This window comes from Caballeronia sp. INML1, from assembly GCF_023631085.1.
GTDB classification, from domain to species: domain Bacteria; phylum Pseudomonadota; class Gammaproteobacteria; order Burkholderiales; family Burkholderiaceae; genus Caballeronia; species Caballeronia turbans.
This window is the reverse complement of sequence record NZ_JALQDT010000056.1, coordinates 261,737-284,768: the sequence shown is the minus strand read 5'-3', so window position 1 is coordinate 284,768 and position 23,032 is coordinate 261,737. Positions and strand designations below refer to the sequence as shown.

Below are 23,032 nucleotides of genomic sequence, written 5' to 3'. Positions count from 1 at the left end.
GGCCTCACGCGCGGCGCGGTTCCGAAGACGACTCTTGCGGCGCCCCCGCCGTTGCGCGCTGCGTGAGCGTCAGCACCGCGCCGACGACGAGCGCTCCCGCAACGACGACGAGACCGGCGTTCGTGCTGTGCGTGACATCCTTCATCCAGCCGATGATCGACGGGCTCACGAAGCCGGCGAGGTTGCCGATCGAATTGATCATCGCAATGCCGGCTGCCGCGGCGGTGCCGGTCAGCACGCTGCTCGGATAGGTCCAGAAAACCGGCATCATCGACAATACGCCGGCCGTGCCGAGCGACAGCGTGACAAGCGCGAGCGCGAGGTTTCCCGTATGGAGCGTGCTCGCGTAAAAGCCCGCTGCGGCCGCGATGCCCGCGAGCGCGAGATGCCAGTGGCGTTCGTTGCGGCGGTCGGAAGAGCGCGCGACGAGCATCATCGACACGATCGCGACCCGCATAGGGAATCGCGGTGAACAGGCCGACGTCGAGTGCGTCCTTCACGCCCGCCGTCTTGATGAGCGTCGGCAGATAGAAGCTCACGCCATAGAGGCCCATCATGCAGCAGAAGTAGATCGCGGCGAGCCGCCACACGCGGCCGTTCGACACGACGCGCTTGAGCGAATGATCCGCGCCGGCGGAATCATCGCGTGCGATGTTGGCTTCCAGAAGCTGCTTTTCCTGCTCGCCGAGCCAGGACGCAGCGCGGATGCCGTTCGGCAGCAAGAACAACGTCAGGATGCCGAGCACGAGCGACGGCAGCGCTTCGAGCAGAAAGAGCCATTGCCAGTTCGACAAGCCGTGGACGCCATTGAACGCCTGCATGATCCAGCCCGAAAGCGGCCCGCCGACCACACCCGCCACCGGAATGCCGATCATGAAGAGCGCGTTCATGCGGCCGCGTCGCGTACCCGGATACCAGTACGTCAGATACAGCACGATGCCCGGAAAGAACCCGGCCTCGGCGACGCCGAGCAGAAAGCGGAGCGTATAGAACATCGCGGGCGTCTTCACGAAGAGCGACGCCGCCGACACCAGCGCCCATGTCACCATGATGCGGCTGATCCACACGCGCGCACCCACGCGATGCAGGAGGATATTGCTCGGCACACGCTAACGGACGGAATGTAAACCGCACGTCGAGACGAGTTAGCAGGACGGGAACGATGAGTTAGCAGAAAGACAAAAAAAAAGGCGATGAGCGTTTATAGGTACTAACCCGCACTCGCCGGTCTGCTGTAACCTATACGATAGAATCGCGATTCGTCAAGCGGCATAAATGGCGAACAGACGTTTGATTTAATTCGACAAAGTGTCTGGCTCGTACCCACCACCGCGAACGTTCACGCCACCACCGTGACCGTTCACGCGTACGGCGCCCGGACATACCGGAGTCGCGCAATGTGCTACGGAAACCCGGATCAGTTACTGGCCGATCTGCTTCAAGCTCGCCCCCTCGTGCCTAACGAACATGGGCATACCGCGTTAGACGACTTCGAACACTTCTGCGCCTACTCAGGCTGCGACCCAAACAACGCTTGGGCCAAATATGGCTACATCAGCGCTCGAGTACCGCCAGCGACGGCATGACCTCGATCCCGCTGATCGATGCCAAAGACTTGTTAGCCACCCTTACGCGTGCGCCGTTCGCGCGAGAGAACTGGCTTTATGAGTTGAACTACGACGGCTATCGTTGCCTCGCTCGCAAGGTCGGCAGGCGCGTTGAGTTGATTTCACGTCAAGGCAACATGATGAATCCCTCGTTCCCCGATATTGTCGAAGCCGTTAGCGCTGTCCCCGGCGACTTCGTATGGGACGCAGAGCTAACCGTTGACGAAATGTCCGGCAAGTCCTCGTTCGAACGCCTGCAGTTGCGCGCCGGCACAAAGGTCGAGATGCGCGTACGCGCGGCCTTGCGTGAGCATCCCGCCCGGTTGTATGTCTTCGATATGCTCGCGGCCGGGGCACGAGACTTACGCGCGTTGCCACTGTTTGCCAGAAAGGAAGCGCTTCGCGACTCATTCGAGAATGCCCATACGCTGGCCTATGTGACCGGCGTTGTCGGGGCCGGCGCGTGGGTGTTCGAGCAAGTCGAAGCGCACGACTTTGAAGGGATGGTTGCAAAGCGGCTCGACGCTCCCTATCAGCGCGGACGATCAAACGATTGGCTAAAAATTAAATACGCGTCCTATAGTCGGCCTGCTGCACTTGGATGGGGGCGGAAATAAGCATATGGCAAACGGAAGCGTAAGTCTTGGCGACGTTGCCACGCGAGCGACCCATATCGAGGTCGCTTGTTCCCGTTGTGAGAGGCTCGGTCGATATCGGTTGTCCAGGCTGGTTGCTAGGTTTGGCGAACACTTCCCAATGACCGATCTAGGCTCAGAACTCGCGGATTGTCCGAGGCGCAACGCCTCAATGACTGAGCGATGCGATGTCTATTTTCCCGGCCTTCTAAAAGTCTTGGGGGGCTTCGATCGTCCAACAGTTAATCCAACGGAGAACGATGATGACGAGTAAGGGCAGATCAGAGGCGAGAGGCAAGCCATGAACGCTCGCTACTATACGTTCTTTGTGACCGACTATATCTGTCTCGTCGATCGTGATTGCAGCGGCTGTCGAAGCGTGACCAACGATATGGACCGCATCATTAAAGATGACCTCGCTGCGATACTTACGCCAGCCGTGCGCCTCGTATATCGCGATTCAGAAGGACGATGGGACGAAGTCAAACTAAAGCATGACAGCGGCACTCCAATATTTGACGGGTTCGCTCCGCTCGATATCAAACTCGCTTCAACCTTCGATGTATTAACCCCAGCGTTTTGCGGCGATGCAATCGACGACAACCTGCTCGCAATGGGATACGAGCGTCCGTTCAAGGTGCTCGACGATGGCCGCATCGCCGCGTTGCAGATTATCAACCCTTGGCTTGTCGCGCTGGTCGTTGGCGTCCACGCGTATGGCCACACGGATGCCTACTACTATCGAACCCGCGCCGCAGCTAAGCACGCCCTCGAAAGCTGGAGCGGTGAAGGCGAACCACAGCAATGGATTCGCCATCCACAAACCGGCCGGCGACGTGACAACGGCGATCCCGCGCGAGAGTATTTTCAACCATAGAACGGAGTTTCGATGGAAAAGTCATCACCTGATCTAGTCATGCGCGATTACATATTCGAACTATACGAGTTATGCGTCGAACTCGGGATGGTAGTGCGTAGCGCTAAAGCTGATCCCGAATTCGTGAGTGTCCCGCGTGCCAAAATCAGTCGGTTTCTGTCCATCGTGCCATTGGTAGCGGGTTACGCAATGGCGCTAAAAAAGCTGCCCCCTAAACCCAAACCTTCAAGGCGCAAAAACCGCCTTCAGAAAGAGACCGTGAACGCCGATCCGATACTGTGTTCCGAAGCGCTTGCGCTCATACTTTCGCATGTGGACTATACAAGCCGACGTTGTACGTTGACAGAACAGATCGGCGCTGTACTGCCTGCCCCTGTAATACATCAAGCCCGCGCCGCATTAGACGCGTACAGACTGAGAGAGTAATAATGAACAATGCCGATGAACAACTCCGAGAAACGATGCTCGAAGCGTACGAGCTATCCGTTACCTTGCGCGGCTTGCTCGATACGACCGCGCCTCAATCCGAGAACATACTAGTTGCACGCCGAGACCTCGAACGCGTCGCGCAGATTACGCCGCTAATCGCGGGCTTCGGTCTGGCCGCCGTACCGATGGCGCGGTTCAAGCAGCTAGTCGATACGGTCATCAAAGCCGACTCGCATGCGTGCATCGCGACGCTCGCGCTCCTGCTCGACCGGATCGACTACACGCAGAACGCCTGCGCGCCCGATGAACCTATTGGAAAGGTGCTGCCGGTCGAACACCTTGTTGAGGCGCGTACCACGCTGCATAAGCGGAAGGCATGTTGAACGGGGCCTATCTGATCGATCCGCTTGCACGAACGGTCACGCTCGTTGACCGCGGCGATCGCAACTCGCTTGCCCCTGTTTATGCGCTGCTCGACTGCAAGTATGTCGATGGTTATCAACTTGGGGACACGGGTCCCGATGTGCTCTATGTCGACGAGTATCAGCGCGAAGGCCGCGGCGCCTTCGCCTGTTCGCGCATACCTGCTCCGTTGATCGTCGGCCGCGCGTTATGGGTAGGCTCGACTGCAGACGGCGAGGAAGCCGATCCCGACACGCCGCTCGCGATTGCGTCGCGCTGCATCGTTTTTCTCGAAGACGACTGACGCGCGCTCGCTTAGTCGTACAACCTGAACCCCGCCGCCGAGCGGTAATGCTGTTCAGTTAAGATCTTTTCTGAGAAAGCGAACGGCGTAACGGCTAGGGCGCGATTTAACGACTCGTTCGCATGTGCGGCCGGGTCGTTTTTCATTTGGCAACGCCTTCAGCCGTTCGCGCAGTCGCTGAAGGCATGCAGGCAGCTTGGCGAACGCAGGGGTGACAGCGGCCCACATCATCTCGTGCTGGATCGTGTGGACGGCGCGCACAAAGCTGATGTCCGTTGGAGCGAGTTTCACTTCGAAGGCGGCATGGGCGATCTCGCGACGGATCAGATTGTAGGCAATCAGAGCTCCCCAGATTTCCTGATAGACGCCTTCGACTGTGCGGCTACGCAGGGTTAGTTCCATCCCCAGCATCGACTGCTTGAGTTCTCGGTAGCTGGTTTCAATCTGCCAGCGGCGCTCGTAACAGGCGACGATATCGGCCGGTTTGAAGCGTCGGCGATCGCTCAACGAGGTCAGCAATACGCGTTCGCGCCCGCGCGCATCGATGGTGCGAATTGCGCGCGCCTGCCAGAACTCAGGCAGTGCTGGACACTTCTTGCGCGCCGGAGCGGAGACGCGCATGCGCACGGTCGCATCCTCAGCGGTGCCCGCGATAACGTCCCAGCGAGTATTGGACTTGGCCGGAATCAGAAAGTGACGATTGCGGCCGTTCATCGCCAGGCCACACAAGATCTCAGCGGCCAAAAAGCCCTTGTCGAACACAGTGAGTGAATCGTCCGGCACCTGCGGCAGCAGGCTCTTGGCATACACCATTTCGTTGGTGTCGTAGCGGCCAAAGTTCATATCCGCGACCAGGTGGGTCGGAATGGAGGTCAGCGTGACCGCCCGGACCTGAGGATAGCTGGCGACCTTGCCGCTGGCATAGCCCTGGGCGCCAAAGTGCTCGCGGTTGGCAGGGCTGTCGGCAATACGCAGCGTAGTGCCATCCATCGCCCACAAGCTCAATCCTTTGAACCCGTGGTGGCCCACATCCTGCGTGCACCAGGCGCGCGCCGTGCGCTCAAATAGCCATGCGAGCGGCGCCTCGCCGATGCGCTGGCGCGCCTGCGCCACCGCGCTCTTGCTCACAAACGGACTTGCGTGGTCAGGCAGCGCCAAATCCAGGTTATCCAAGACCTCGCTGATCGACCAGTGCCGATACATCGCTAGCGCTATCACCAGCCATACCACCTGTTCGGCCGGCAGCCGGCGACGCCGAATGCTCGCTACACCAGTGGCCTGGACCGCCCGCTCGATCCACTCATACGGCAAATGCTCGGCTAGCCGGCTCGGATCGGCCGGCCGCTGCGCTTCGAGTAGAAAAGTCAGGTGGCTGGAAAGCATCGCGCCGTCAAGTTAACAGCGTGGCGCGTGGTTTACAACCACTTCTTACCGCTCAAAAACAAAAATGCCGTCCAGTCTTAACTGAACGGCATTAGCCGCCGAGCGGGGTTTTTGTTTGGCGCGGGTTTTAGAGTGTTTGCACTGCTGAAGTCGTGTGCTTTCCTGACCTCGCTTGACAATATGTAGTTGTCGGCGGCGATGACGGCCGCGAAACAAAAATTACTGACCGCGAGGCATGCATGAAACGAGTAACGATAACCGACAGGCGCGGCATATATCCGACGTACGATCAGATCGTCGAGGACGACGCGAACCCGTACATGCTGATCGACGAACACGTTGTCGCGAACGGCGGCAAGCCCTACAAGGTCGGCATGTCGATGTCGGCATACTACGGCCGTTTTTGGGTCGTGCAAAAAACCATCACCGAATAACGAGGAACCTCAGATGAAAACGCTGCTTACCGCAATCATCGCCGCCGCTACTATCGTCGCCGCCGCGCCCGTTCATGCCGGTCCGGTCTGTTATACGGAAGGCCGATATGCGGCGCTAGTGACACAAGGGCGCGATATTGGCATGCCCGAGCAAGAGGCTCACGACACTGCAAAAGATAAGTCCGCGCTAATCGCGATGATCTATCACGATGCGCAGTTGAAGAACTTCAGCCCGAGTGACACGCAGCTGATCGTCCAAAATCAGTGCGTTAAGAAACACGGCGCGAATTGGTGATCGACATGAAAACCGGTACTGCAAAAATCGTCACCGATTTGCGCGCTGAACTTCTCGAGATGAAGCGAATCGGGATGGACGTTCCCGGTAACGCGAACTGGTTCATCAGCGGGAATTGGCAAGAGTTGGAAGTGATGCGCGAAACGATGACGCTGTCTGAAGTCGCCGACTATGTCTGTGCGACGGCTCGAACGCTGCAACGCCCTAACTCGTAGAGTGTTTGCACTGCAGATAAGCCTGTCTCAGCAAGCGTAGTCACAGCAATATGAACTTGTCGGCGACGATCGCCGCTAAACAAACACACTTAGGAACCCTACCATGTCTAACCTGAACCTGAACGACGTCACGCTGAACGCAATCCGCTCGATCGTCGCCGAAGAAATCCGGCGCTATGCAGAAGAACAAGCCGCCGCGAAAGCTGCGCGTCCGAAGCAAAGCTTGAGGTTGACCGCCGAGGAAGCTGCGCAATATATGACCATCGATGAAGTCGCGGCGGTCACGGGCTACGGCGTGCCGTCGCTGCGCTCGATGGCGTCGAAGAAGATGACGCCGACGGCGTTCTCGATTCTGCCGGTCAAGGTCGGTACGCGCAGCCTGTACAACCGTGCAGACGTGCTCGCATCGCCGAAGGCGCAACAGTTCGGCGGCTTCATCGCGACGCCTAAGGAACTGCCGCCGACGCAAACGATGCTCGTCGATGGCAAGGGCGACGCGATCGGCGCGATCGGCGCATCGATTCAGAACGCGATCGACGCAGCCGTTAAAAAACCCACCGCGAAGAAAGCGGCGGCAACGAAGACCGTAGCGACGAAGTCGGCACCGGCAGCGAAGAAAGCCGCGCCTGTCGCGAAGAAAGCGCCCGCTAAGAAAGCAGCACCGGCCGCGAAGAAAGCGCCGGCGCGTAAGAAGGCCGCGTAAGCGGCACGGTATCGAACTTCAACTGTGAATGATGGATATGAAGATGAACAAGCTCTATGAGGTGAAGTGATCGCCATGAATCAACAAGTCGTTGCAACCAAAGTGCCCGACGATCGTCGGCTTGCCTTCCTGCCCGAAGCGTTCACGCCGCGCACGATGATGCGCGCCGAAGGGCTCGTCTACCATCAAGCGTGTCTGCTATCGAAGCAATACACCGGCGGCTATTGGGAGTTCTTCACGCTGTCGAACGGCGGGTTCTATCTGCGTCCGACCGGTCGCGAGCGCTTCGATGTGGCGATCGGTGGTAACGGCTACGAAGGCAGCGTTAGCGCCGACGCATTCGGCGTGATCGTCACGCTGTTCGTCTACGGCGCGCTCGTATGGATCGACGACGAAGCGCTGCGCGAGAAGTTCTCGAATCACTATCATCAGCTGCGCGCGTTTGCGATCGATCACGCCGAGCGTGAAGCGATACTGAGCGCGATCGACTAAGGACAAGTAATGGGCCGGATTTTTTTTGAGGGCCGCGCGCATGAGGTGCGCGGCGGTCTGGTCTACATGCGAAAGCTCGGCAAGTCGGGGGAATGGCATTGGGCGCGCGCGCCGCACACTTACCATCGCATAATCGCGGCCGTGCTCGATCTGCATCAGCAGCGTGAACCGGAAGGGGGTTGTGATGAAGCGAATCGCGATGAAACTTGCAGCGCGGCAAGCGGCGCGTCGACCGGCGCGCGAATCGCGCAAGCTCGTAAAGCAACTGATTGCAACGGCGCTTGAGGGGAACATCGAGGATGCGCTCGCGGCGCGGCGTGCGCTCGCCGGCGCGCCGCTCGACAGCAAGGCAGAACGGAAAATTTGAAAACTGACCAGAACACGCTACAGCCGATTCGCGGCCGCGCCGGTGCTAAACCGTCGCGGCCTTTTTGTTCGTCGCGCCAGCGGCGATTCCGGCGCGTTTTTGCGCTACTCGTCGTCTCTCTGGATATCGTCGCTACCGTCGCCTTCGCGTAGCTCGATCACGCCTTCGTCCTCGGACTCGAATACGTCCGACGCGCCCGCATCCAGAATCGTTTCATTGACGTTGTCGTAATCGACGATGACGCGGATAGGTTCATCGTTCTGATTCTCGATTTTCACTTTCATGGTCGCTCCATAGGTTGCACGGGTTGAGCGCGACCCAAATCGTCGATCGTCACGGTGTGTTGCTTGACCGACCCAGCCAACTCGTTCTCGACGGATGCGCGCGTCTCAAGTGTCTTGATGCGCTCGCCTATGCCGTCGATGCCGGCTACCAACCGGTTCAGGCGATCGCCCAGGGCCTCGATTCCGTCCTGCAGACGGTCGATCGAGCGCCGATCCTCGACGACCTGCCGGCCGTGTTCTTGGAGAGCGCGACCCAAATCGTCGATGGTCGCGGTGTGTTGCTTGACCGACCCAGCCAACTCGTTCTCGACGGATGCGCGCGTCTCAAGTGTCTTGACGCGCTCGCCTATGCCGTCGATGCCGGCTACCAACCGGTTCAGGCGATCGCCCAGGGCCTCGATTCCGTCCTGCAGACGGTCGATCGAGCGCCGATCCTCGACGACCTGCCGGCCGTGTTCTTGGAGAGCGCGACCCAAATCGTCGATGGTCGCGGTGTGTTGCTTGACCGACACAACCAACTCGTTCTCGACGGATGTGCGCGTCTCAAGTGTCTTGACGCGCTCGCCTATGCCGTCGATGCCGGCGACCAACCGGTCTAGCGCGCGGCGATCCTCGGCCGACTGTCGGTCTAGTGCCTCCTGCGTGCGGCGCAGACTATCAATGGACTCGGTATGGTCCTTCACAGGAAAACTCGTCACATTCACGACGGGTTCGCGCGCGCCGACCCTTTCGAGCGTATCGATGCGCGCGACGAGCGACGCACAACAGCTGTGGACGTGCAGTCGGATCGCGCGCGCGATGACCGCCAGCAGTTCATCGGGGATTCGGGTCGTGTCACGCATGGTCATTGTCTCCGTCGGTCATGCCGGCGAGGAGCTTGTCGAGCCAACGGGCCGCGCGTTGCTGGTCGGTTTCCGCTGTGGCTTCGTCGTCCTCGGCCTCGTTCCCGCTCTCGCTCGTGCTCGCGGGCTGACCGGCCACGGGTGCGGGATCGGGTTTCGCAAACGGCTTATTGCGATCGCGTTCGTCGAGCGCGGCGAGCGAGTAGTTCTGCTGCTGCATATAGGGCGTGTCACCGCCTTTCATCGGCCGCAGGTTCAGCTTCTTGCGCGCCTCGTTCGGCGCTGCGATGCCGCCGCCGACCGCATCGGACAGCGTCTTGACCATCGTTGCCGTATCCATGCGCAAGAGGCCGTCGAGGTCGAGTTCGGTGCGATACTCGGGCGGCAGCGCGAGACCTTCATCCATGCACAGTTCGAACGATTCGATCAGGGATTGAAGGCACTGCGAATAGTAGTTTTGCGACAGCGCTTCGATGTTGTTATAGGTCGGGGCCGCGCCAACGCCCACCATGTAGCCGGGAACGTGAAACACCGAGCACACGATTTCGCTCGTCATACGAAGCTGATCGACCAGCTGTGCATCGACCGCGGTCATCGTCAGCGGTTCGTATTTCAGGTTGTCGCCCAGGACTGCGATGCGGCCGCGATTGGATCCGCCATAGTTCTGTTCCCATCTATCTTTCAGGCGCTTGGCGGTCTCGTCGCTGATCGCGCCGGGTGCAACGAGAATGCCGCCCGGTTCCGCGCCGTTCTCGAAGAACGCGGCCGAGTCGTTGAGGATCGCCAGCCCTTGACGCGCGGCGAGCGCGCACGCGAACAGCGGCGACGTGCCAACAAGCGGATGAAACAGGCAGTTCATGCGGTCGTGAATGATTTCGCTGGCTGCCACGATGACCTGCTGATCGTTACGTTCTGGCACGATGCCCGCGAGTTGATCCACGTCCAGTTGATAGTAGATCGCGCCATCGTCGGTTACGAGCGGACGGCAGCGGCTCGCATCGAGCACGTACATCGCGACCACGACGCCGCGCGCGTCGCGCTCCTTCAGCACATAGGTGTTGCCGCGCGTCAGCTTGGACATGATCCAGTTTTCAATGAACTGGATATGGTTCTGGTAGCGGTTCGGTTTGCGCAGCACCGGCGAGAACGCGCTCGATTGGCCGCCGACCCAGATTTCGCCATCGGCTTTCATCAGGCGCACAGCCAGCTTGCCGATATCGGCGCTGATAAGCGTGATACACGCATAAACCGCGTGATAGGCCAATATCGTTTCGGGACGCAGTTCGACGTTGCTCTGCCACGCGCCGCCGAACGACTCGCGCACTATCAGCGGCCACCAGCCGCCAGAACCGAACGGACCTAGCGCGCCACTTCCCACGGTCTGACCATCCATCGGCACGGGCTTGACGCGCGACGCCCGCGTAACCGCGATATCGAAGCCCAGGAGTCGCATCGGTCATTCTCCGGTGTCGCCCGCGTCGTCGCCGCGGTCTTCGGTCGCGCGCACGTCGCGCCGTTTGTAGCCGCCGCTTTTGGACGTCTTTTTTCCGCTTTTCGTCTCTTTCGCTTCGTCGGCGGCGCTGTCGTCTTTCGGCGGCGGTTCGTTCGTCTCAGCGGGCGCGTTTTTAGCGCTTCTCGCGTCGCCGGACGTCTCTGCCTTTGTGCTAGGCTTCGCCGCCGCGCCGGCGCCGCCTGCGCGCTTCCGGCTCGTTTTCGCGCTCGGCGCGTCGGAGGGTTCCGGGATCGTGATCCGGCCAGCCGCGGCCAATAGCTTCGCGTCCTTGTCGGGCATGTCGATATCGTCGTCCGGGAAGTAAATTCTTTTCCCGTAGTTGAAGCGCATCTTCGCCTTGACTTTCATCGCGTCGTCTCCTGTCGCGTGATCGAAAAAAAGACACGGGGGAGGATTTGCCTCGCCCGTGTCTTTCAGGGTTGCGAGCTTCAGACTCAGCTGCGCGTGTTCGTCACCAGTCCATCATCCCGGTTGCGGTCCGTTTCATCTTCCGTGCCATCTTGAAGCGGAGCCGGAATGACAACGCCGCCATAGCGCGCGCCCGAGATATAGGCGACGGCCTGCGCACGCCGGCGTTGCCAGTTTATGAAACGCTCGGCGCGCAGCGCGATCATGTTGTTCTGCCAGAGGCTGACAAGCTGCGTGGCTCCCGCGACCGGCGCGCTATCGAGTTGCAGACTCGCTTCGCGCGACGCATCGAGCGCGACGCCGCCATCATCGGCCAGCAGGATTTCGCTCGGCAGCATCAGCACGATCATGGTCGTGGCCGGGTCGGCGACAGGATCGGCGCCGGCCGGATGATGCGGCACGTTCGAGGACACGACCACGGGCAGACCGAAGAACGTCCCGCCGTTCATGTTGATGGTCGGATACTCAGCCTGTCCAAGCGCGTTCGTCATCATGCCGATCGCCATAGCCATGATCGGGTCCATGATCCAGTACGCGCCGCGCACGCTCATGTTCGCCTGCACGAACATCGCGAACAGCGTCAGCACATCGGTGCGCAGATCATCGGCGGTGATGCCGCTCGCGGGAATATTCGGTGCGCCGTTCGTGATCGAGGCCGGATGGATGCCGACCACCGCCGCGATCGCCGGATCGATGAACTGGATATCAAGGAACTGCGCGATAGTCGCGATCATGTCGCGCTGAACGATCGCTTCCGCGGACGGGTTCGAGAAACGCACGAGTTCATCGGTCATCACGACGATACCGGCCGCCTTGCTGAAGCCGAGGGTGACGGTATTGAACGCAAGCGCGCTGACAGGCTTCGGCGCACCTTCGCCAACCCAGCTCGCCGACGAGCCGCTAACCTGCGCGGGCATCTTGATATTGAACGGCACGCGCCGGAAGCCGTTGATCTGGCCCATGATGGTTTCCGGGCGCAGCAGTTCGATGAACTCGCCGGTCATGTTCGCGTAATCGACGAGTGGCGCGGCCCAAGCGGGATCGGTCGTCGTGCCCGCGGCGACAGCAGCGCGCAGCACGGTTTCGACTTCCGGCGTCGAGTCATGCCAGCCGCGCGCGACTTCGACCGCCTGCATGAGATTGCCTTGCGAGCGCATCAGCGCGATCGCGTAGCGCGTGAACGCCGTACCTTTCGGCAGGTTGCGCTGGACCTGTACGCTACGCGCGGGACCGACCTGTACGCCACCGCCGCGCACCGCGCTCGCGCTGTTCGGATCGGTCACGATGATGGGCGTGGCCGAGCGCAGCGTTTGCGACTCGATCGACTTCAGCCGCTGGATATGACCGTCGATCGCCTTCAGATCATCTTGCAGCCCGTCGAATTCCTCTTGCTCGGCCGTGTCAAGCGTCGCGCCTTTCTCGGCCGATGCTTCCATGATTTCCACCATGCGCGCGCTCGCGGTGGCGCGGCGCGCTTCATAGGCCGCGATCTGTTCCTGAATTGAAAATTTCATTTCACGCTCCGGTGAATGGTTTGAATAACGAAGGGTTCGCGAGCGCGCGAGAGTGAATCATCGTGCAAGCGCACGATACGGGACGCAGGGCGTTCGATCGTCGAGGAGCCGTGGCCGGACGCGGCCCGTTCCGTGGCGTCGATGCTGCGCACTACGTTGATGGTGGCTTCGCCATTGGCGGGGATCGTGACGAGCGACAGTTCGAGCCATTCCCATGACAGGAACCGCAGGCCGCCGCCGTCGATATGCGAATATTCGAGCGGACGAAAGCCGATCGAGACCGCGCGAATCAGACCGAGCTTGACGGACTGCCATGCTTCGTCCAGGCGGTCTTTCAACGAGCCGGGCTCGTCGGTCTTCAGAATGCGCGCCTTGAACGGGATGCCGTCGGCTTGGGTCTTGGCAAACTCGACGTGTCCAACCGGCGCGTCGCTGCGGTGTTGCCAGAGCAGCGGCATCGGCAGCGCGTATTTCGCGCCGAGCGGTTCGACAATGTCTTCGTAGCGGTCGGGCGTCGGCGTGCTGGCGATGCCTTCGATATGCCGCGCGTCGTCGTCGATGCCTCGCACTTCGAGCAATGTAAAGGCGCGTTCCAGTTTCATGACGTTACCTCTCACAGAAAAAACATTTGATACTCAGGCTCGCGCTCGGTCTTGCCTTCGAGCAGCAAGGCGACAGCCATCGTCAGCGCCACCAGCCCGTCAATCCGACCGGCCGCCTTGCGCTTGTTGAAGATGCGGTTATTTTTCGCGTCGGTGTCGGTCACGGTCGACAACACGTTCCATCTCAGGCACGGGTTGAAAGCGACCCGCAGCTTGCGTTCGAAGATCAACTGTTCGAGCTGCTCGATCGAGCGCGGCATCCACAGCCCCGATTCGGCCGCTCTGAAAAAGCCCTGTCCATGCGGCACCAGCTTGATTGACAGGTTTTCGTCGTCGAGATCGCGTTCGAAGTACTTGATGCGGTACGGATCGAACGCGATCCCGCCGATGGCGAGTTCCGCATCGAGCGCCGCCAGCCGCCGAACCACATCGCAGTAATCGACCGCGCGACCCTTGCACGCGTGCAGCAAGCCCGCTTTTTCCCATGCCTCATACGGCACGCGGTCATGGTTGGCGCGTTCGCGCAGCGTGTCTTTCGGCGTCCAGAATTCGACGAGCGCATCGACACTGCCATCGTCCTGCTCGCACGCGATCGCGAGCGCGGTCAGATCGCGTGTTCCCGACAGGTCGAGCCCGCCCGCGATGCGCCGGCCCTTCATGCGTTCGACGAGCGCTTCGCGTTCGCGCGCGGCCGCGATGACCACATCGTTCCAACGCGAACCGCCGTCCTGTTCGCTGGTGGGCTGCGCGAGCGGCGGCGCACCGACCTCGCACTTGCACCACAAATCGGCGCTGATCCACGGGTCGGCGGCATCGACCCACTGACAGAAGTTCAGCCGGCGCACGGTCGATTCAAGCGACGGCATGCCGCGCGCCTGTCTAACCTGTTCGCGCAGGTAGTTATGTTCGATGGTGCTGCCAAGCGACGGATTCGCCTTGATCCAGCACGACTCGTCATCGAACGGTTCCTCGCCTTCGTCCAGGGCGCAGACATAAGCGAAGTACGCGTCGTCCTCGATCACGCCCGACGAGACGCGCGCGCCATACTCGTGCTGCTCATAGCAGACGGACGTGCGATCGAATCCCGAGTTCGTAATCATCAGGATCAGCGGCTGGCGACGTCCTTTCTTGCCGGCCCGCATAATGTTGATGACAGTCGGGCTCTTATGCTCGTGAACCTCGTCGATCAGCCCGCAATGCGGGCGCGGTCCGCTCTGGCCGCTCTCGTCCGAGGCGATCGGCCGAAAAAACGAACCGGTCTTGATGTAGGCGATATTCCAGACACGGTCATCGCGGCCGGACAGCGTCGTGCGCGATGCGAGCGCGGGCGACAGCTGCACCATCGCGACGGCATCGCGAAACAGCACCATCGCCTGATCGCGACGCGTGGCGGCCGCATAGACCTCGGCGCGCGCCTCGCCATCGGCCACCAGCATGTAGAGCCCGATCCCGGCCGCGAGCGGCGACTTCCCGCAACCCTTGCCGCCCTCGATGTAGACCTCGCGAAAGCGGCGGGTGCCGTCCTCGCGCTTCCAGCCGAATATCGAGCCCACGACGAACTGCTGCCACGGCAACAGATTGAACGGCTTGCCCTCGAACTCGCCGCCGTTCAAGTTCAGCACGTCATGAAAGAACGCGATCACGCGCTGCGCGGCCGCTCGATCCCACTTCAGACCGCGCGCGCGTGCGTACTTCAGATCGTTGATATGTCGCCGGCACGCGTCGCGAACGTGCGGACCCGCGACAGTCTTACCCGACACCACCGAGCGCGCGTAATCGCGCACCGTGTCAGAAGTACGTGTCGGCTTTGGTCCGGTGCTCTGGGTCATGCAGATCGACTTCGATCCGGGCGCGCGCGGCCGGCGTCATGCCGAACTCGTTGGCGAACCGATGCAGCAGCATCATCGAACGGTTGGCGACACCGACCAGCGGATTCTGGATCGCGTTGCCGTTCTTCGTCTTTATCATCAAGCCGGTGGTCAGCTTGTCGCGCGCCTTCATGCGGGCGAGCGCTTCTTCCGCCTCGCGCCAGCGCTGATAGGCCATGCAGTAGGCGGCCAGCACCGCGCCGTCGATCATCGTCAACACGCCTGACATGTGCAGTTCCGGCGTGATACGTTCCCACTCCTCGAGCGCGTAGCCGACGATATGCGGCGGCGGTTGCGGGATGCCGCGCCGCGGCTTGGGTTCTTTCTTCGGTAGCGGCCGTTTCTCGCGGTTGCCTTCAATGATGCGCAGCGCGGTCGGCTTACGGGGTTGCGGCATGGTGAACCTCGACTTCATCAAACATCGTCGCGTGTTCGAGCAGACCCCGGACGTGCAGCGCGATCGCCCGCATGAACAGCGGCGGGACGCAATTGCCAATCGCCGCCCATCGTTCCTCGAACGTGCCGCGCAGCACGAACTGATCGGGAAACGATGCGAGTCGCTTGGCTTCCGCAATCGTTATGCGCCGATGTTCGGTCGGATGGCAAGCCTCACATGCGCCGCCTGCGCCGCCGTTGCGCAGAATCGTCGGGCTCGGCTTGTCCGGATGAAGCCGATGCAGCCCGTAAAGCTGTTTGTTCGGGTGGTACTGATCGCCCGATTCGCCCGGCTTCATGTAGAACAGCAGCCGGTGCACGATCCGGTTCACGCCGAAACGCGCGAGCGCGCATTCGTCGGCCGAGTTGACGAGCCCGTGCCACGCCTCGCGCACGGTCGGCGCGATCGCGCACGGCGGCGGATGGCCGGCGACGACACCGCGCTCGATCGCCAGATCGTTGCGCACGCCGATGATAATCATGCGCGGGCGCATCTGCGGCACGCCGTAATGTCCCGCGACCAGAATGCGCGCGCTGGTCGTGTAGCCCGACTCTTTCAGTTCCTTGAGGATATCGGCGAAGATCAGGCGCATCTTGCCGATGACCATCCCGCGTACGTTTTCCATCACGAACGTCTTAGGCGCGAACGCGCGTAAGAGCCGCACGAACTCCTGAAAGAGTTGGTTGCGCCCGTCACCGAACACGCGCGCGCCCGCCGTCGAGAAACCTTGGCACGGTGGCGAGCCGTCGAAGACGTCGAGTTCGCCCGGCGCCAGACGTGCGATGCGTAGCGCGTCCTCGCTCGACAGCGCCGCGATATCGCCCAGGTACAGCGGCACGTGCGGGAAGTTCTCGCGGAACGACGCCGCCTGTTTCTCGTTCCATTCGACCGCGAGCCTTTCTTCAAAGCCCGCCATCGAATAGCCGAGCGACGAGCCGCCGCAACCCGCGAACGTCGAGACGACCGTCGGCGCGTTCGGCGCCCGCGGCGCGAGGTGCGCTTGCCATGCCTCGTTCAATCGGTCGGGATAAGCCATAGCCGTTACCTCGGGAACTCATACCCGCATTCCGGGCATTTGATGAAAGTGACCTTGCCGGCCGCCGACTCGTCGTATTCGACGCCCAGATCGGGCAGTTCACCGACCGTCATCGCGTCGATTTCGCCTACGGTGAAGCCGGTCAGCGAGAGGTCGAACTGGTCGCGCAACTCGGTCAACTCCACGCCCAACATTTCGCGATCCCACGATGCGTTCTCGGCCAGCCGGTTATCCGCGATCACGTACGCGCGGATCTTCGCTTCCGACCAGCCGCGCGCAACCATCACGGGAGCCTCTTCGAGACCTAGCCGCATACCGGCCATGACGCGGCCGTGACCGGCGATGATCGTGTCGTTCTCGCTGATCAGAATCGGCTGCGTCCAGCCCCACTCGGCCATCGAAGCCATGATCTGGCTGATCTGCGCGTCGGAATGCAGACGCGCGTTCCGCGCGTACGGGACGAGCAGCGCGAGCGGGCGACGTTCGATAGCGGCCGCGGGCCAAGGGACTGATTGTGGCGATTCTGGTGCGTCTGAAGGCGATTCCATCGCAGTTCCTTGCGCGTTGTCGGCGCGCCGCGCAATGCGCTGTGTCATTTGACCCCCTGTGTCGTGAAAAGCGGTCATAAAAATAAACCATCGCGCTAGGTGTCCGGCGGGCCTCGAAAAAGTTACGAAAGCGCCCCCGGGTCTAGTCTCCCGAGTGAACGCGCGTGCGGTTCGTCAGCGCTTTGTCGTCGGCGGCGAGACGGGCACGCCGTTGAGGTCGCAGCCCAGGGCGCGCAGCCCAAGATCGTCACGGGTCTTGGCCTCGTGACACGGCGAACAGAGCGATCGCAGGTTGGTCGGGTGGTCTGAGCCGCCTTTGAAAAGCGGAACGATGTGGTCGACCTCGTCGGCCTGCGTGACCAGACCCGCTTCGAGACACATCGCGCAGAGCGGATGCGACTGCAGCTGACGTGTGCGTATGCGCTGCCACGCACGGCCACGCGTGCGGGCCTGCTGGCGTTTGTCGAGCATCTCTGTCATCGCGTCACGGGTACCGCTAAAGAAATGCGCGCGAGCGCCGTTAACCGCGATAGCCGTAAGGCGCCCATCAATCGAGAGTCAAGACCAATATGAAAAAACTCGCCGTGTCGCTCGTCGTTGTTCTGGCCGCTTGCGACAGTGCTCCGCGGAGCGTTGCTCGTGGCCCTGATGGAGGTCGCACCTATTTCATCAACGAGGCTTCTCAGACGATCGCATTCAACAAAGCTGCGTCGGTTTGCCCTCAGGGTTATCACTTGGTCGGAAACCCGGAACGAACCAGCAGTCGATACCGCATGACGGTCGAATGCAAAGCTAGGAGCTAAAACCGCATGCTTAAGAATCTGGTTGCCTTCACCGCACTGGCGTGTGCGACCGGCAGCGCGTTCGCCGAAAACTGGGTGACTGTCGATCCAACCCCGAATCGCACGATCAGCGTCGACCTCGATACGATCGCGAGCGATGGGGTCTATCGGAAAGTGTGGGTGCGTTCCGACTGGCCCAACGGAGTCCCGAACGTACGGGGCGGCGAACGTGTTGGGCGAACAGTGATTCGCTATACCCTCAGATGCTCGGATCACGAGTTTTCGTCCGGTCAAATGGCCGTCTATGACCACAGCTTCAGGTTGATAGATACAGTCGAAGGCGCACCGAACAAGTTTGAAGAACCTGTACCGGGTTCATTCGCTGAAAAGATGATTAACGCGCACTGCGCAAGCAAGTAAATCGTCGTCTTCCGGACGCTAGTCATCGGGCACCTTTAAATCACTGTTTCGCTAGGAGGCGCTGGCTGGGGTAGCCCGCTGTGCTACTACGTCCGACCCTGTTCCAGCGTCTTCTAGCGGCGCGGTGACGAACTGACGTAACGATGCGCGTGCTTCATCTGTCATCTGCGACTTGATCCAGAAGCCGGCGTCGTTTTTGACCATGCCGGTCATACGCATCTCGCTTAGCGTCAGACAGCGGCGGGCGTCGGGACCCTCACGTACACCGACCGTGCCGACACGATGCTTCTCGAATGCGCCGTTGCTGTTGAACAGTTCGCCGCATTCGGTACATTGGTTCCGATCACCCGTCAGGGTTATCCCTTGCCGCATGTCACGCGCTTGCTGGATCGTCAGCATGTTTCCTCCTTAGCCACCGATCGGCCGGGCAAACGGGCGGTCAGCGGGATTGACGACACGGATCACATCGAAGCGAGTGTCATCGCCGATCATCACGGCGCAGTTCACCGTGGACGGCAGACGTTCTTTCAGCACATCGGCGATATGCAGCGCCTGATCGTGGGGCGCGTGCTCGGGAAGCTGAACGATCAGCAGATCGCCGGGATGCAGACTTGCGATCTGGATAGCGCTGACGGACGGATAGCCGAGCATCCTGTGCAACCACAGACCGAACGCCATATCCGCACCTCGAAAAAAAAAGTCCGCTGCCCTATAAAAGGAAGCGGACTCATTGCCGGAGCAGGCGCACGACACCTACTCTGCGCAAAGAGTAGGCAATTTGTCCCAGCAACGCAAGTGTGCGCGCTGGATACCGCACGCGTGGCGATTGCGGGCTGGACGCTGCGATCGCGCCGAGGCTTGCCGTAATTCCCGACAGCTTCCTCCCAAATCGCTCTTTCGCTTGACAAATTTTGCCGGACCTGAATGCCCCTGGTATATGCAAACTTTTTTCCCGCATCCTGACGTCCAAGCCTCAAGTTTCTTGTGCACGTGCCGATGTCCTATTGCACGTCGCTACCGGCGACATTTGAAGCCGCTAACAAGAGGATGGACGGATGGACGTATCTGCCGCAATTATCGATCAGCGCGTAACCGCTCTAATGGAGAAGGTCCGAGAGCCAGCACGCGAGCAACTCAACATGTACGAAGACGCAAAACTGAAGTCCTTGAGCTTCGTCTTCATGTGTGTGCAAACGTTGCTTCTTTTGGACGATGACGAAGCCTTCGACTGTCTGACCGAGGGCGGCAACGATTTTGGGGCCGACGCGCTGTATGCCAGCGAAGAGCAGGACGGCGAGTTCGTCGTGACCTTGTTCCAGGGCAAATACAAGCAAAATCTAGATGGCGATAGCGCATTCCCCGAGAATGGAGTCAAAGCTGCAATCAATGCGGTCCGCTACCTCTTCGACCCTGCCGCTGAGATCACGGTTAATAAAAGGCTGCTTGCAAAAGTCGAAGGTGTACGTTCGCGGATACGCGACGGTTTCATCCCGCAAATTCGAGTGATCCTGTGTAACAACGGTGTGACTTGGTCGAAAGAGGCACAAAGTCAGATAGATTTGCTCGGCGCCAGTGGCCAGGTGACGTGGGAACATGTCAACCACGATCGCTTGCTTTCTATCATGCAGGCGTCAAAGCCAGTAAACGATTCCCTTAAATTCACGGGCAAGGCTCTCGTCGAGGACTTCGACTTCAATCGGGTTCTGGTTGGCAAGGTGGCCGTAAGCGAAATCGCAGCACTGGTCGAACGACATGGCGACCGTCTTCTCGAAAGAAACATTCGTCGCTATCTAGGGCTGACGGGAAATCGTGTCAACGAGGGAATTAGGAATACTCTGACTCGCGACGATGACCGCTCCAATTTCTATTTTTACAACAACGGCATAACGTTGACCTGCTCGAAGTTCGAGTACAACGCGCTTCAGCAGAGCGATTACCAAGTGCGAATCGAGAACCTCCAGATTATCAATGGGGGGCAGACGTCCAACACTATCTTCCGGGCGATTCGCGCGATGAGTGAGCAGGAGCGCCAAGGAATCGAGAAAGCGACGGTCCTTGTGCGTCTGTATCAATTATCAGAAGCGCAAGCGGATTTCGTACAAAACATTACTTATGCGACCAACAGCCAGAATCCGGTTGACCTTCGCGACCTGAAATCGAACGACGCTACCCAGCTTCGGCTTGAGACAGACATAGCGCAGCTCGGATACTCGTATCGGCGCAAACGTAATGAAGCGTCAACTAGGCCCGACGATATTACGATTGGTACAGCTGCGGAAGCCGTTCTATCCGTTTGGTTGCGACGACCGCATCAGGCGAAGTTTTTCAGCCGTGAGCATTTCGGCAAGTTATATGACACCATCTTCTGCGGCGAACTGACCGGCGCGGAGGTCATCGTTTCGACATTGATTTATCGGATCGCTGAAAACAAGCGCAAGCGACCCGCACCCGATGCGCCGGACTTCGTACCCTACGCGTCATGCTTTCTAGCAATGAGAATGGGACAATACCTGCGGGTGCTCGTTGGTATCGGCGCCGACGTCGCGTTCGACCATAAAACATTCCCAGAGGCACGCCGTATTATCGAAGAGGAAGGAGAGACGCTTTTTGATAACTCTGTGTCGGACGTCAAGAAAGCTCTAGCGGGGTTATATAACCGCGAAGAGCATTCTCTTCAGCGTCTTGCAGGAACGTTCCGACGTGGCGATCTCATCGAGGAGCTTGCTCGCGTACCAGTTGCGTACGTCTAGCTCGAACGTAGTCTTTCATCGCGGACGCCTTTCGAAACACGGGCGTTCGCGCACGACGAGATAACCCGGCGAATGAACCCTTTACTTCGGAACGCGTCAGTGGCTCCTTCGGCGACCGGCCGTAGCGAAAACTGCGACGGGATCATGCACGATGCCAACGAACGGGAGCCGACGCGTTAGAGGTCGTCAAATCTGTTGACAATGGATTTCGAACCCGCGGGCAACGTATCGCACAAACCTTGCGAGACAAACGTCTGTTCAAGAACTTCAAGCGCCCGCTGCTCCAGTTCGTTCAAGGTCCGATCGAGTTCCGCTGCGCGGCGCGATAGGTCCGACTTGCTCGTATGTGTGCGCCGGGCGATCTCGCGCAGCGAAAGGCCGTCGCCACGGCGCGCCGGCAGATAGCGGCGCCAGAGCAGATCCCACAGTGGGTCGGCGAGCGGATCGGCTGCGGGTGCAGCGCGAGCAGGAGCAGATTTCGTGGCCGAGAGATACTCCACCAAGCCGGACACACCCATTTGCTTCTCGCTGGGGGTTTCGGAAAAGCGCGCGAAGACGGCGCACGCCTGGGCGGGCGACAGACGATCCAGCACGGCTTGACGTACGAGCGCGCATTGAGCGCGTGCTTCGAGCCAAGATAAACCGGAGAAATCAACCACGCGCGAAGGCTCTCCGATCAGGCGCTTCACCCAATCGGCGTGCATACGACTCCGTGAGGGCCCCAGACACGCGACCGTGACGAGCGCGCGGCGAGTCGCGCCGGCTTCGACCGCAGGCAGATCCGCCAGCCGGTAGCTAGTCGTCAGAGCCACGTTCACGTCCCGGAAGGTCTCACCGCGCATGGCCGTCGTCCGTCATTAGGCGGCGGGTTTAGCGTCGCCGTTATCGTTCTCACCGTCCTCGCGCTCGCGCTGATGCTCGTCCCGCTCGCGCTGGTTGTCGTCGCGCTGACGCTGATTGTCGTCACGCTGGCGCTGGTTGTCGTCACGCTGGCGCTGGTTGTCCTCCTGCTGCTTTTGCGTCTGATCGGGTTCCGGCTGCGTTCCGGGCTGCTGCTGCGCGGGTTGCTGGCCCTGCTGTTGAGGCGCGGTCGTCATGCGGTTTCTCCTTCCGTGGGCTGCGCGGGATTGCGCAAGGTCTGGTTTTCGGGCACAGCCGAGACGAGCGCGGCGCGCGCGATCCGCGCGATATAGCGGTTCATCTCGTTATCGGGCTGGCTGTTGCACATATCGACGATCAGGCGCAGCGCGTCGCGCAGACGTTCGTTGTCGTTCGCCAGATGATGGCGAATGGCGTTTAGTCGTACAGTCATCAGAAGTCCTTGTCGGTTCATGATTCGAATGGATCTTCGATCAAGGGTTGTAGCGGCATGCTGTCGAATAACGACTGCTGCGGCTTGATATAGGGGATACGTTCGATCGTTACTTCGACGCTCGCTTCGGGCTTCGGTTCGCCGCGCTCGGCGTGCAGCCGCCAGACGAAGCGATCGTCGATGAACACGTGACCCTTCATCGAATCGAGCAAAATTTTCAGGGCGTTGTCCAGGTCGCAGCAACGCACATCGTCTTCCCATTCGTCGCCTTGCTTGCGCACGCGCGAACGCGCATCGAGCGGCAGCTTCGGAAAGAGCTTCACGGTCAGCGCCACGCGTCCATAGATCGGTTCGCGAATTTTGGCGAGTTTCAGCAGCCAAGCGACTTCGCGTCTATACGCTTTGGCTTCAGCAGAGACGACCGTCTGGACGTGGCCGTTAACGATGTAGCTGCGCCAGTAGCGATTGGCCGATACCGGATACGGGAACGTCAGCGTCAGCGGCTTGTCGAGCGCGATCGCGGGCGCCAGATTGTGAACAGGCGCACGAACGGATGCGCGACGGGCGGCCATTA

30 protein-coding genes and 1 pseudogene are annotated in these 23,032 nt (G+C 60.3%); 12 read left to right on the top strand and 19 right to left on the bottom strand.

The genetic code is table 11. The annotated features are described in order from the left end of the window. Positions 1-4 precede the first annotated feature (4 nt). Positions 5-1,106 (bottom strand): annotated as a pseudogene (locus NCR38_RS22450) (MFS transporter); the annotation flags it as partial. Positions 1,107-1,582: 476 nt separating this feature from the next. Here NCR38_RS22450 and NCR38_RS22445 point away from each other — a divergent pair. The 4 genes from NCR38_RS22445 (at position 1,583) to NCR38_RS22430 (ending at position 4,254) form a co-directional block, all read left to right on the top strand. Then, on the top strand, positions 1,583-2,224 hold the full coding sequence (locus NCR38_RS22445; protein WP_250477648.1) for a DNA ligase: 642 nt from the start codon (positions 1,583-1,585) through the stop codon (positions 2,222-2,224). A gap of 319 nt (positions 2,225-2,543) precedes the next feature. Further along, entirely contained in the window at positions 2,544-3,119 is a 576-nt protein-coding gene (locus NCR38_RS22440; protein ID WP_250477647.1) for a hypothetical protein, read from the top strand. 428 nt (positions 3,120-3,547) lie between these two features. Further along, complete coding sequence (locus tag NCR38_RS22435) at positions 3,548-3,931, top strand: hypothetical protein (protein WP_250477646.1); 384 nt, start codon at positions 3,548-3,550, stop codon at positions 3,929-3,931. Next, positions 3,925-4,254, top strand: coding sequence for a hypothetical protein (locus NCR38_RS22430; protein WP_250477645.1), 330 nt, complete (start codon positions 3,925-3,927; stop codon positions 4,252-4,254). The genes NCR38_RS22435 and NCR38_RS22430 overlap by 7 nt, the downstream gene beginning before the upstream one ends. Before the next feature lie 54 nt (positions 4,255-4,308). Here the strand turns inward: NCR38_RS22430 and NCR38_RS22425 are convergent, their stop codons facing one another. Continuing rightward, positions 4,309-5,637, bottom strand: coding sequence for an IS4 family transposase (locus tag NCR38_RS22425; protein WP_250477644.1), 1,329 nt, complete (start codon positions 5,635-5,637; stop codon positions 4,309-4,311). Positions 5,638-5,876: 239 nt separating this feature from the next. Between NCR38_RS22425 and NCR38_RS22420 the strand changes: the two genes are divergently transcribed. The 6 genes from NCR38_RS22420 (at position 5,877) to NCR38_RS22395 (ending at position 8,061) form a co-directional block, all read left to right on the top strand. Then, positions 5,877-6,071: a hypothetical protein gene (locus NCR38_RS22420; protein ID WP_250477643.1), complete on the top strand. Its 195-nt coding sequence runs from the start codon at positions 5,877-5,879 to the stop codon at positions 6,069-6,071. Positions 6,072-6,084: 13 nt separating this feature from the next. Continuing rightward, positions 6,085-6,366 (top strand): hypothetical protein, encoded by a 282-nt coding sequence (locus NCR38_RS22415; protein WP_250477642.1) that lies wholly within the window; start codon positions 6,085-6,087, stop codon positions 6,364-6,366. Between the two features lie 5 nt (positions 6,367-6,371). After that, positions 6,372-6,581 carry a hypothetical protein gene (locus NCR38_RS22410; protein ID WP_250477641.1) on the top strand — a complete coding sequence of 70 codons (210 nt, stop codon included), beginning with the start codon at positions 6,372-6,374 and terminating at the stop codon, positions 6,579-6,581. 103 nt (positions 6,582-6,684) lie between these two features. Beyond that, on the top strand, positions 6,685-7,284 hold the full coding sequence (locus NCR38_RS22405; RefSeq protein ID WP_250477640.1) for a helix-turn-helix domain-containing protein: 600 nt from the start codon (positions 6,685-6,687) through the stop codon (positions 7,282-7,284). Between the two features lie 75 nt (positions 7,285-7,359). Continuing rightward, positions 7,360-7,776, top strand: coding sequence for an antirestriction protein (locus NCR38_RS22400; RefSeq protein ID WP_250477639.1), 417 nt, complete (start codon positions 7,360-7,362; stop codon positions 7,774-7,776). 9 nt (positions 7,777-7,785) lie between these two features. Further along, on the top strand, positions 7,786-8,061 hold the full coding sequence (locus NCR38_RS22395; protein WP_250477638.1) for a hypothetical protein: 276 nt from the start codon (positions 7,786-7,788) through the stop codon (positions 8,059-8,061). A gap of 186 nt (positions 8,062-8,247) precedes the next feature. Here NCR38_RS22395 and NCR38_RS22390 read toward each other — a convergent pair whose 3' ends face one another. The 11 genes from NCR38_RS22390 to NCR38_RS22340 form a co-directional block, all read right to left on the bottom strand. Continuing rightward, a complete protein-coding gene (locus tag NCR38_RS22390; RefSeq protein ID WP_250477637.1) occupies positions 8,248-8,427 on the bottom strand; it encodes a hypothetical protein in 180 nt (59 codons plus the stop codon). Next, positions 8,424-9,269, bottom strand: a complete 846-nt coding sequence (locus NCR38_RS22385) for a hypothetical protein (RefSeq protein WP_250477636.1) — start codon at positions 9,267-9,269, stop codon at positions 8,424-8,426. Before NCR38_RS22385 ends, NCR38_RS22390 begins: the two co-directional genes overlap by 4 nt. After that, positions 9,262-10,722: a phage portal protein gene (locus tag NCR38_RS22380; protein WP_250477635.1), complete on the bottom strand. Its 1,461-nt coding sequence runs from the start codon at positions 10,720-10,722 to the stop codon at positions 9,262-9,264. Before NCR38_RS22380 ends, NCR38_RS22385 begins: the two co-directional genes overlap by 8 nt. A gap of 3 nt (positions 10,723-10,725) precedes the next feature. Then, positions 10,726-11,130 (bottom strand): hypothetical protein, encoded by a 405-nt coding sequence (locus NCR38_RS22375; RefSeq protein WP_250477634.1) that lies wholly within the window; start codon positions 11,128-11,130, stop codon positions 10,726-10,728. An 86-nt stretch (positions 11,131-11,216) separates the two neighbouring features. Then, positions 11,217-12,704 (bottom strand): phage major capsid protein, encoded by a 1,488-nt coding sequence (locus tag NCR38_RS22370; protein ID WP_250477633.1) that lies wholly within the window; start codon positions 12,702-12,704, stop codon positions 11,217-11,219. After that, positions 12,701-13,306 carry an HK97 family phage prohead protease gene (locus tag NCR38_RS22365; RefSeq protein WP_250477632.1) on the bottom strand — a complete coding sequence of 202 codons (606 nt, stop codon included), beginning with the start codon at positions 13,304-13,306 and terminating at the stop codon, positions 12,701-12,703. Before NCR38_RS22365 ends, NCR38_RS22370 begins: the two co-directional genes overlap by 4 nt. A gap of 11 nt (positions 13,307-13,317) precedes the next feature. Further along, entirely contained in the window at positions 13,318-15,135 is a 1,818-nt protein-coding gene (locus tag NCR38_RS22360; RefSeq protein WP_250477631.1) for a terminase large subunit, read from the bottom strand. Further along, on the bottom strand, positions 15,095-15,571 hold the full coding sequence (locus NCR38_RS22355; protein ID WP_250477630.1) for a phage terminase small subunit P27 family: 477 nt from the start codon (positions 15,569-15,571) through the stop codon (positions 15,095-15,097). The genes NCR38_RS22360 and NCR38_RS22355 overlap by 41 nt, the downstream gene beginning before the upstream one ends. Next, on the bottom strand, positions 15,555-16,646 hold the full coding sequence (locus tag NCR38_RS22350) for a DNA cytosine methyltransferase (RefSeq protein WP_250477629.1): 1,092 nt from the start codon (positions 16,644-16,646) through the stop codon (positions 15,555-15,557). The genes NCR38_RS22355 and NCR38_RS22350 overlap by 17 nt, the downstream gene beginning before the upstream one ends. Before the next feature lie 5 nt (positions 16,647-16,651). Next, the gene (locus NCR38_RS22345) at positions 16,652-17,194 is read right to left on the bottom strand and encodes a ParB/Srx family N-terminal domain-containing protein (protein WP_250477628.1); all 543 of its coding nucleotides are present in this window, start codon (positions 17,192-17,194) and stop codon (positions 16,652-16,654) included. Positions 17,195-17,368: 174 nt separating this feature from the next. Continuing rightward, the gene (locus tag NCR38_RS22340; protein WP_250477627.1) at positions 17,369-17,665 is read right to left on the bottom strand and encodes an HNH endonuclease; all 297 of its coding nucleotides are present in this window, start codon (positions 17,663-17,665) and stop codon (positions 17,369-17,371) included. A 338-nt stretch (positions 17,666-18,003) separates the two neighbouring features. Between NCR38_RS22340 and NCR38_RS22335 the strand changes: the two genes are divergently transcribed. Further along, on the top strand, positions 18,004-18,396 hold the full coding sequence (locus NCR38_RS22335; RefSeq protein ID WP_250477626.1) for a surface-adhesin E family protein: 393 nt from the start codon (positions 18,004-18,006) through the stop codon (positions 18,394-18,396). Between the two features lie 51 nt (positions 18,397-18,447). Here NCR38_RS22335 and NCR38_RS22330 read toward each other — a convergent pair whose 3' ends face one another. Both NCR38_RS22330 and NCR38_RS22325 read right to left on the bottom strand, forming a co-directional pair. After that, entirely contained in the window at positions 18,448-18,795 is a 348-nt protein-coding gene (locus tag NCR38_RS22330; RefSeq protein WP_250477625.1) for a hypothetical protein, read from the bottom strand. Positions 18,796-18,804: 9 nt separating this feature from the next. Beyond that, positions 18,805-19,074, bottom strand: a complete 270-nt coding sequence (locus tag NCR38_RS22325; protein WP_250477624.1) for a hypothetical protein — start codon at positions 19,072-19,074, stop codon at positions 18,805-18,807. A gap of 377 nt (positions 19,075-19,451) precedes the next feature. On the opposite strand from NCR38_RS22325, the gene NCR38_RS22320 reads away from it, so the two are divergent. Beyond that, positions 19,452-21,146 carry an AIPR family protein gene (locus NCR38_RS22320; protein ID WP_250477623.1) on the top strand — a complete coding sequence of 565 codons (1,695 nt, stop codon included), beginning with the start codon at positions 19,452-19,454 and terminating at the stop codon, positions 21,144-21,146. A 176-nt stretch (positions 21,147-21,322) separates the two neighbouring features. Here NCR38_RS22320 and NCR38_RS22315 read toward each other — a convergent pair whose 3' ends face one another. From NCR38_RS22315 to NCR38_RS22300, 4 genes are read right to left on the bottom strand one after another with little or no spacing between them, the layout of a single operon-like run. Further along, entirely contained in the window at positions 21,323-21,988 is a 666-nt protein-coding gene (locus tag NCR38_RS22315) for a hypothetical protein (protein WP_250477622.1), read from the bottom strand. Positions 21,989-22,003: 15 nt separating this feature from the next. Next, the gene (locus NCR38_RS22310) at positions 22,004-22,243 is read right to left on the bottom strand and encodes a hypothetical protein (protein WP_250477621.1); all 240 of its coding nucleotides are present in this window, start codon (positions 22,241-22,243) and stop codon (positions 22,004-22,006) included. Continuing rightward, the gene (locus tag NCR38_RS22305) at positions 22,240-22,458 is read right to left on the bottom strand and encodes a hypothetical protein (protein ID WP_250477620.1); all 219 of its coding nucleotides are present in this window, start codon (positions 22,456-22,458) and stop codon (positions 22,240-22,242) included. The genes NCR38_RS22310 and NCR38_RS22305 overlap by 4 nt, the downstream gene beginning before the upstream one ends. Positions 22,459-22,475: 17 nt before the next feature. Beyond that, the gene (locus NCR38_RS22300) at positions 22,476-23,030 is read right to left on the bottom strand and encodes a RusA family crossover junction endodeoxyribonuclease (RefSeq protein ID WP_250477619.1); all 555 of its coding nucleotides are present in this window, start codon (positions 23,028-23,030) and stop codon (positions 22,476-22,478) included. Positions 23,031-23,032 lie beyond the last annotated feature (2 nt).

Bases quoted from the DNA above. Each gene is read 5' to 3' on its own strand.
- NCR38_RS22445 (WP_250477648.1), top strand. From the start codon at position 1,583: ATGACCTCGATCCCGCTGATCGATGCCAAAGACTTGTTAGCCACCCTT.
- NCR38_RS22440 (WP_250477647.1), top strand. From the start codon at position 2,544: ATGAACGCTCGCTACTATACGTTCTTTGTGACCGACTATATCTGTCTC.
- NCR38_RS22435 (WP_250477646.1), top strand. From the start codon at position 3,548: ATGAACAATGCCGATGAACAACTCCGAGAAACGATGCTCGAAGCGTAC.
- NCR38_RS22430 (WP_250477645.1), top strand. From the start codon at position 3,925: ATGTTGAACGGGGCCTATCTGATCGATCCGCTTGCACGAACGGTCACG.
- NCR38_RS22425 (WP_250477644.1), bottom strand. From the start codon at position 5,637: ATGCTTTCCAGCCACCTGACTTTTCTACTCGAAGCGCAGCGGCCGGCC.
- NCR38_RS22420 (WP_250477643.1), top strand. From the start codon at position 5,877: ATGAAACGAGTAACGATAACCGACAGGCGCGGCATATATCCGACGTAC.
- NCR38_RS22415 (WP_250477642.1), top strand. From the start codon at position 6,085: ATGAAAACGCTGCTTACCGCAATCATCGCCGCCGCTACTATCGTCGCC.
- NCR38_RS22410 (WP_250477641.1), top strand. From the start codon at position 6,372: ATGAAAACCGGTACTGCAAAAATCGTCACCGATTTGCGCGCTGAACTT.
- NCR38_RS22405 (WP_250477640.1), top strand. From the start codon at position 6,685: ATGTCTAACCTGAACCTGAACGACGTCACGCTGAACGCAATCCGCTCG.
- NCR38_RS22400 (WP_250477639.1), top strand. From the start codon at position 7,360: ATGAATCAACAAGTCGTTGCAACCAAAGTGCCCGACGATCGTCGGCTT.
- NCR38_RS22395 (WP_250477638.1), top strand. From the start codon at position 7,786: ATGGGCCGGATTTTTTTTGAGGGCCGCGCGCATGAGGTGCGCGGCGGT.
- NCR38_RS22390 (WP_250477637.1), bottom strand. From the start codon at position 8,427: ATGAAAGTGAAAATCGAGAATCAGAACGATGAACCTATCCGCGTCATC.
- NCR38_RS22385 (WP_250477636.1), bottom strand. From the start codon at position 9,269: ATGCGTGACACGACCCGAATCCCCGATGAACTGCTGGCGGTCATCGCG.
- NCR38_RS22380 (WP_250477635.1), bottom strand. From the start codon at position 10,722: ATGCGACTCCTGGGCTTCGATATCGCGGTTACGCGGGCGTCGCGCGTC.
- NCR38_RS22375 (WP_250477634.1), bottom strand. From the start codon at position 11,130: ATGAAAGTCAAGGCGAAGATGCGCTTCAACTACGGGAAAAGAATTTAC.
- NCR38_RS22370 (WP_250477633.1), bottom strand. From the start codon at position 12,704: ATGAAATTTTCAATTCAGGAACAGATCGCGGCCTATGAAGCGCGCCGC.
- NCR38_RS22365 (WP_250477632.1), bottom strand. From the start codon at position 13,306: ATGAAACTGGAACGCGCCTTTACATTGCTCGAAGTGCGAGGCATCGAC.
- NCR38_RS22360 (WP_250477631.1), bottom strand. From the start codon at position 15,135: ATGACCCAGAGCACCGGACCAAAGCCGACACGTACTTCTGACACGGTG.
- NCR38_RS22355 (WP_250477630.1), bottom strand. From the start codon at position 15,571: ATGCCGCAACCCCGTAAGCCGACCGCGCTGCGCATCATTGAAGGCAAC.
- NCR38_RS22350 (WP_250477629.1), bottom strand. From the start codon at position 16,646: ATGGCTTATCCCGACCGATTGAACGAGGCATGGCAAGCGCACCTCGCG.
- NCR38_RS22345 (WP_250477628.1), bottom strand. From the start codon at position 17,194: ATGGAATCGCCTTCAGACGCACCAGAATCGCCACAATCAGTCCCTTGG.
- NCR38_RS22340 (WP_250477627.1), bottom strand. From the start codon at position 17,665: ATGCTCGACAAACGCCAGCAGGCCCGCACGCGTGGCCGTGCGTGGCAG.
- NCR38_RS22335 (WP_250477626.1), top strand. From the start codon at position 18,004: ATGCTTAAGAATCTGGTTGCCTTCACCGCACTGGCGTGTGCGACCGGC.
- NCR38_RS22330 (WP_250477625.1), bottom strand. From the start codon at position 18,795: ATGCTGACGATCCAGCAAGCGCGTGACATGCGGCAAGGGATAACCCTG.
- NCR38_RS22325 (WP_250477624.1), bottom strand. From the start codon at position 19,074: ATGGCGTTCGGTCTGTGGTTGCACAGGATGCTCGGCTATCCGTCCGTC.
- NCR38_RS22320 (WP_250477623.1), top strand. From the start codon at position 19,452: ATGGACGTATCTGCCGCAATTATCGATCAGCGCGTAACCGCTCTAATG.
- NCR38_RS22315 (WP_250477622.1), bottom strand. From the start codon at position 21,988: ATGCGCGGTGAGACCTTCCGGGACGTGAACGTGGCTCTGACGACTAGC.
- NCR38_RS22310 (WP_250477621.1), bottom strand. From the start codon at position 22,243: ATGACGACCGCGCCTCAACAGCAGGGCCAGCAACCCGCGCAGCAGCAG.
- NCR38_RS22305 (WP_250477620.1), bottom strand. From the start codon at position 22,458: ATGACTGTACGACTAAACGCCATTCGCCATCATCTGGCGAACGACAAC.
- NCR38_RS22300 (WP_250477619.1), bottom strand. From the start codon at position 23,030: ATGGCCGCCCGTCGCGCATCCGTTCGTGCGCCTGTTCACAATCTGGCG.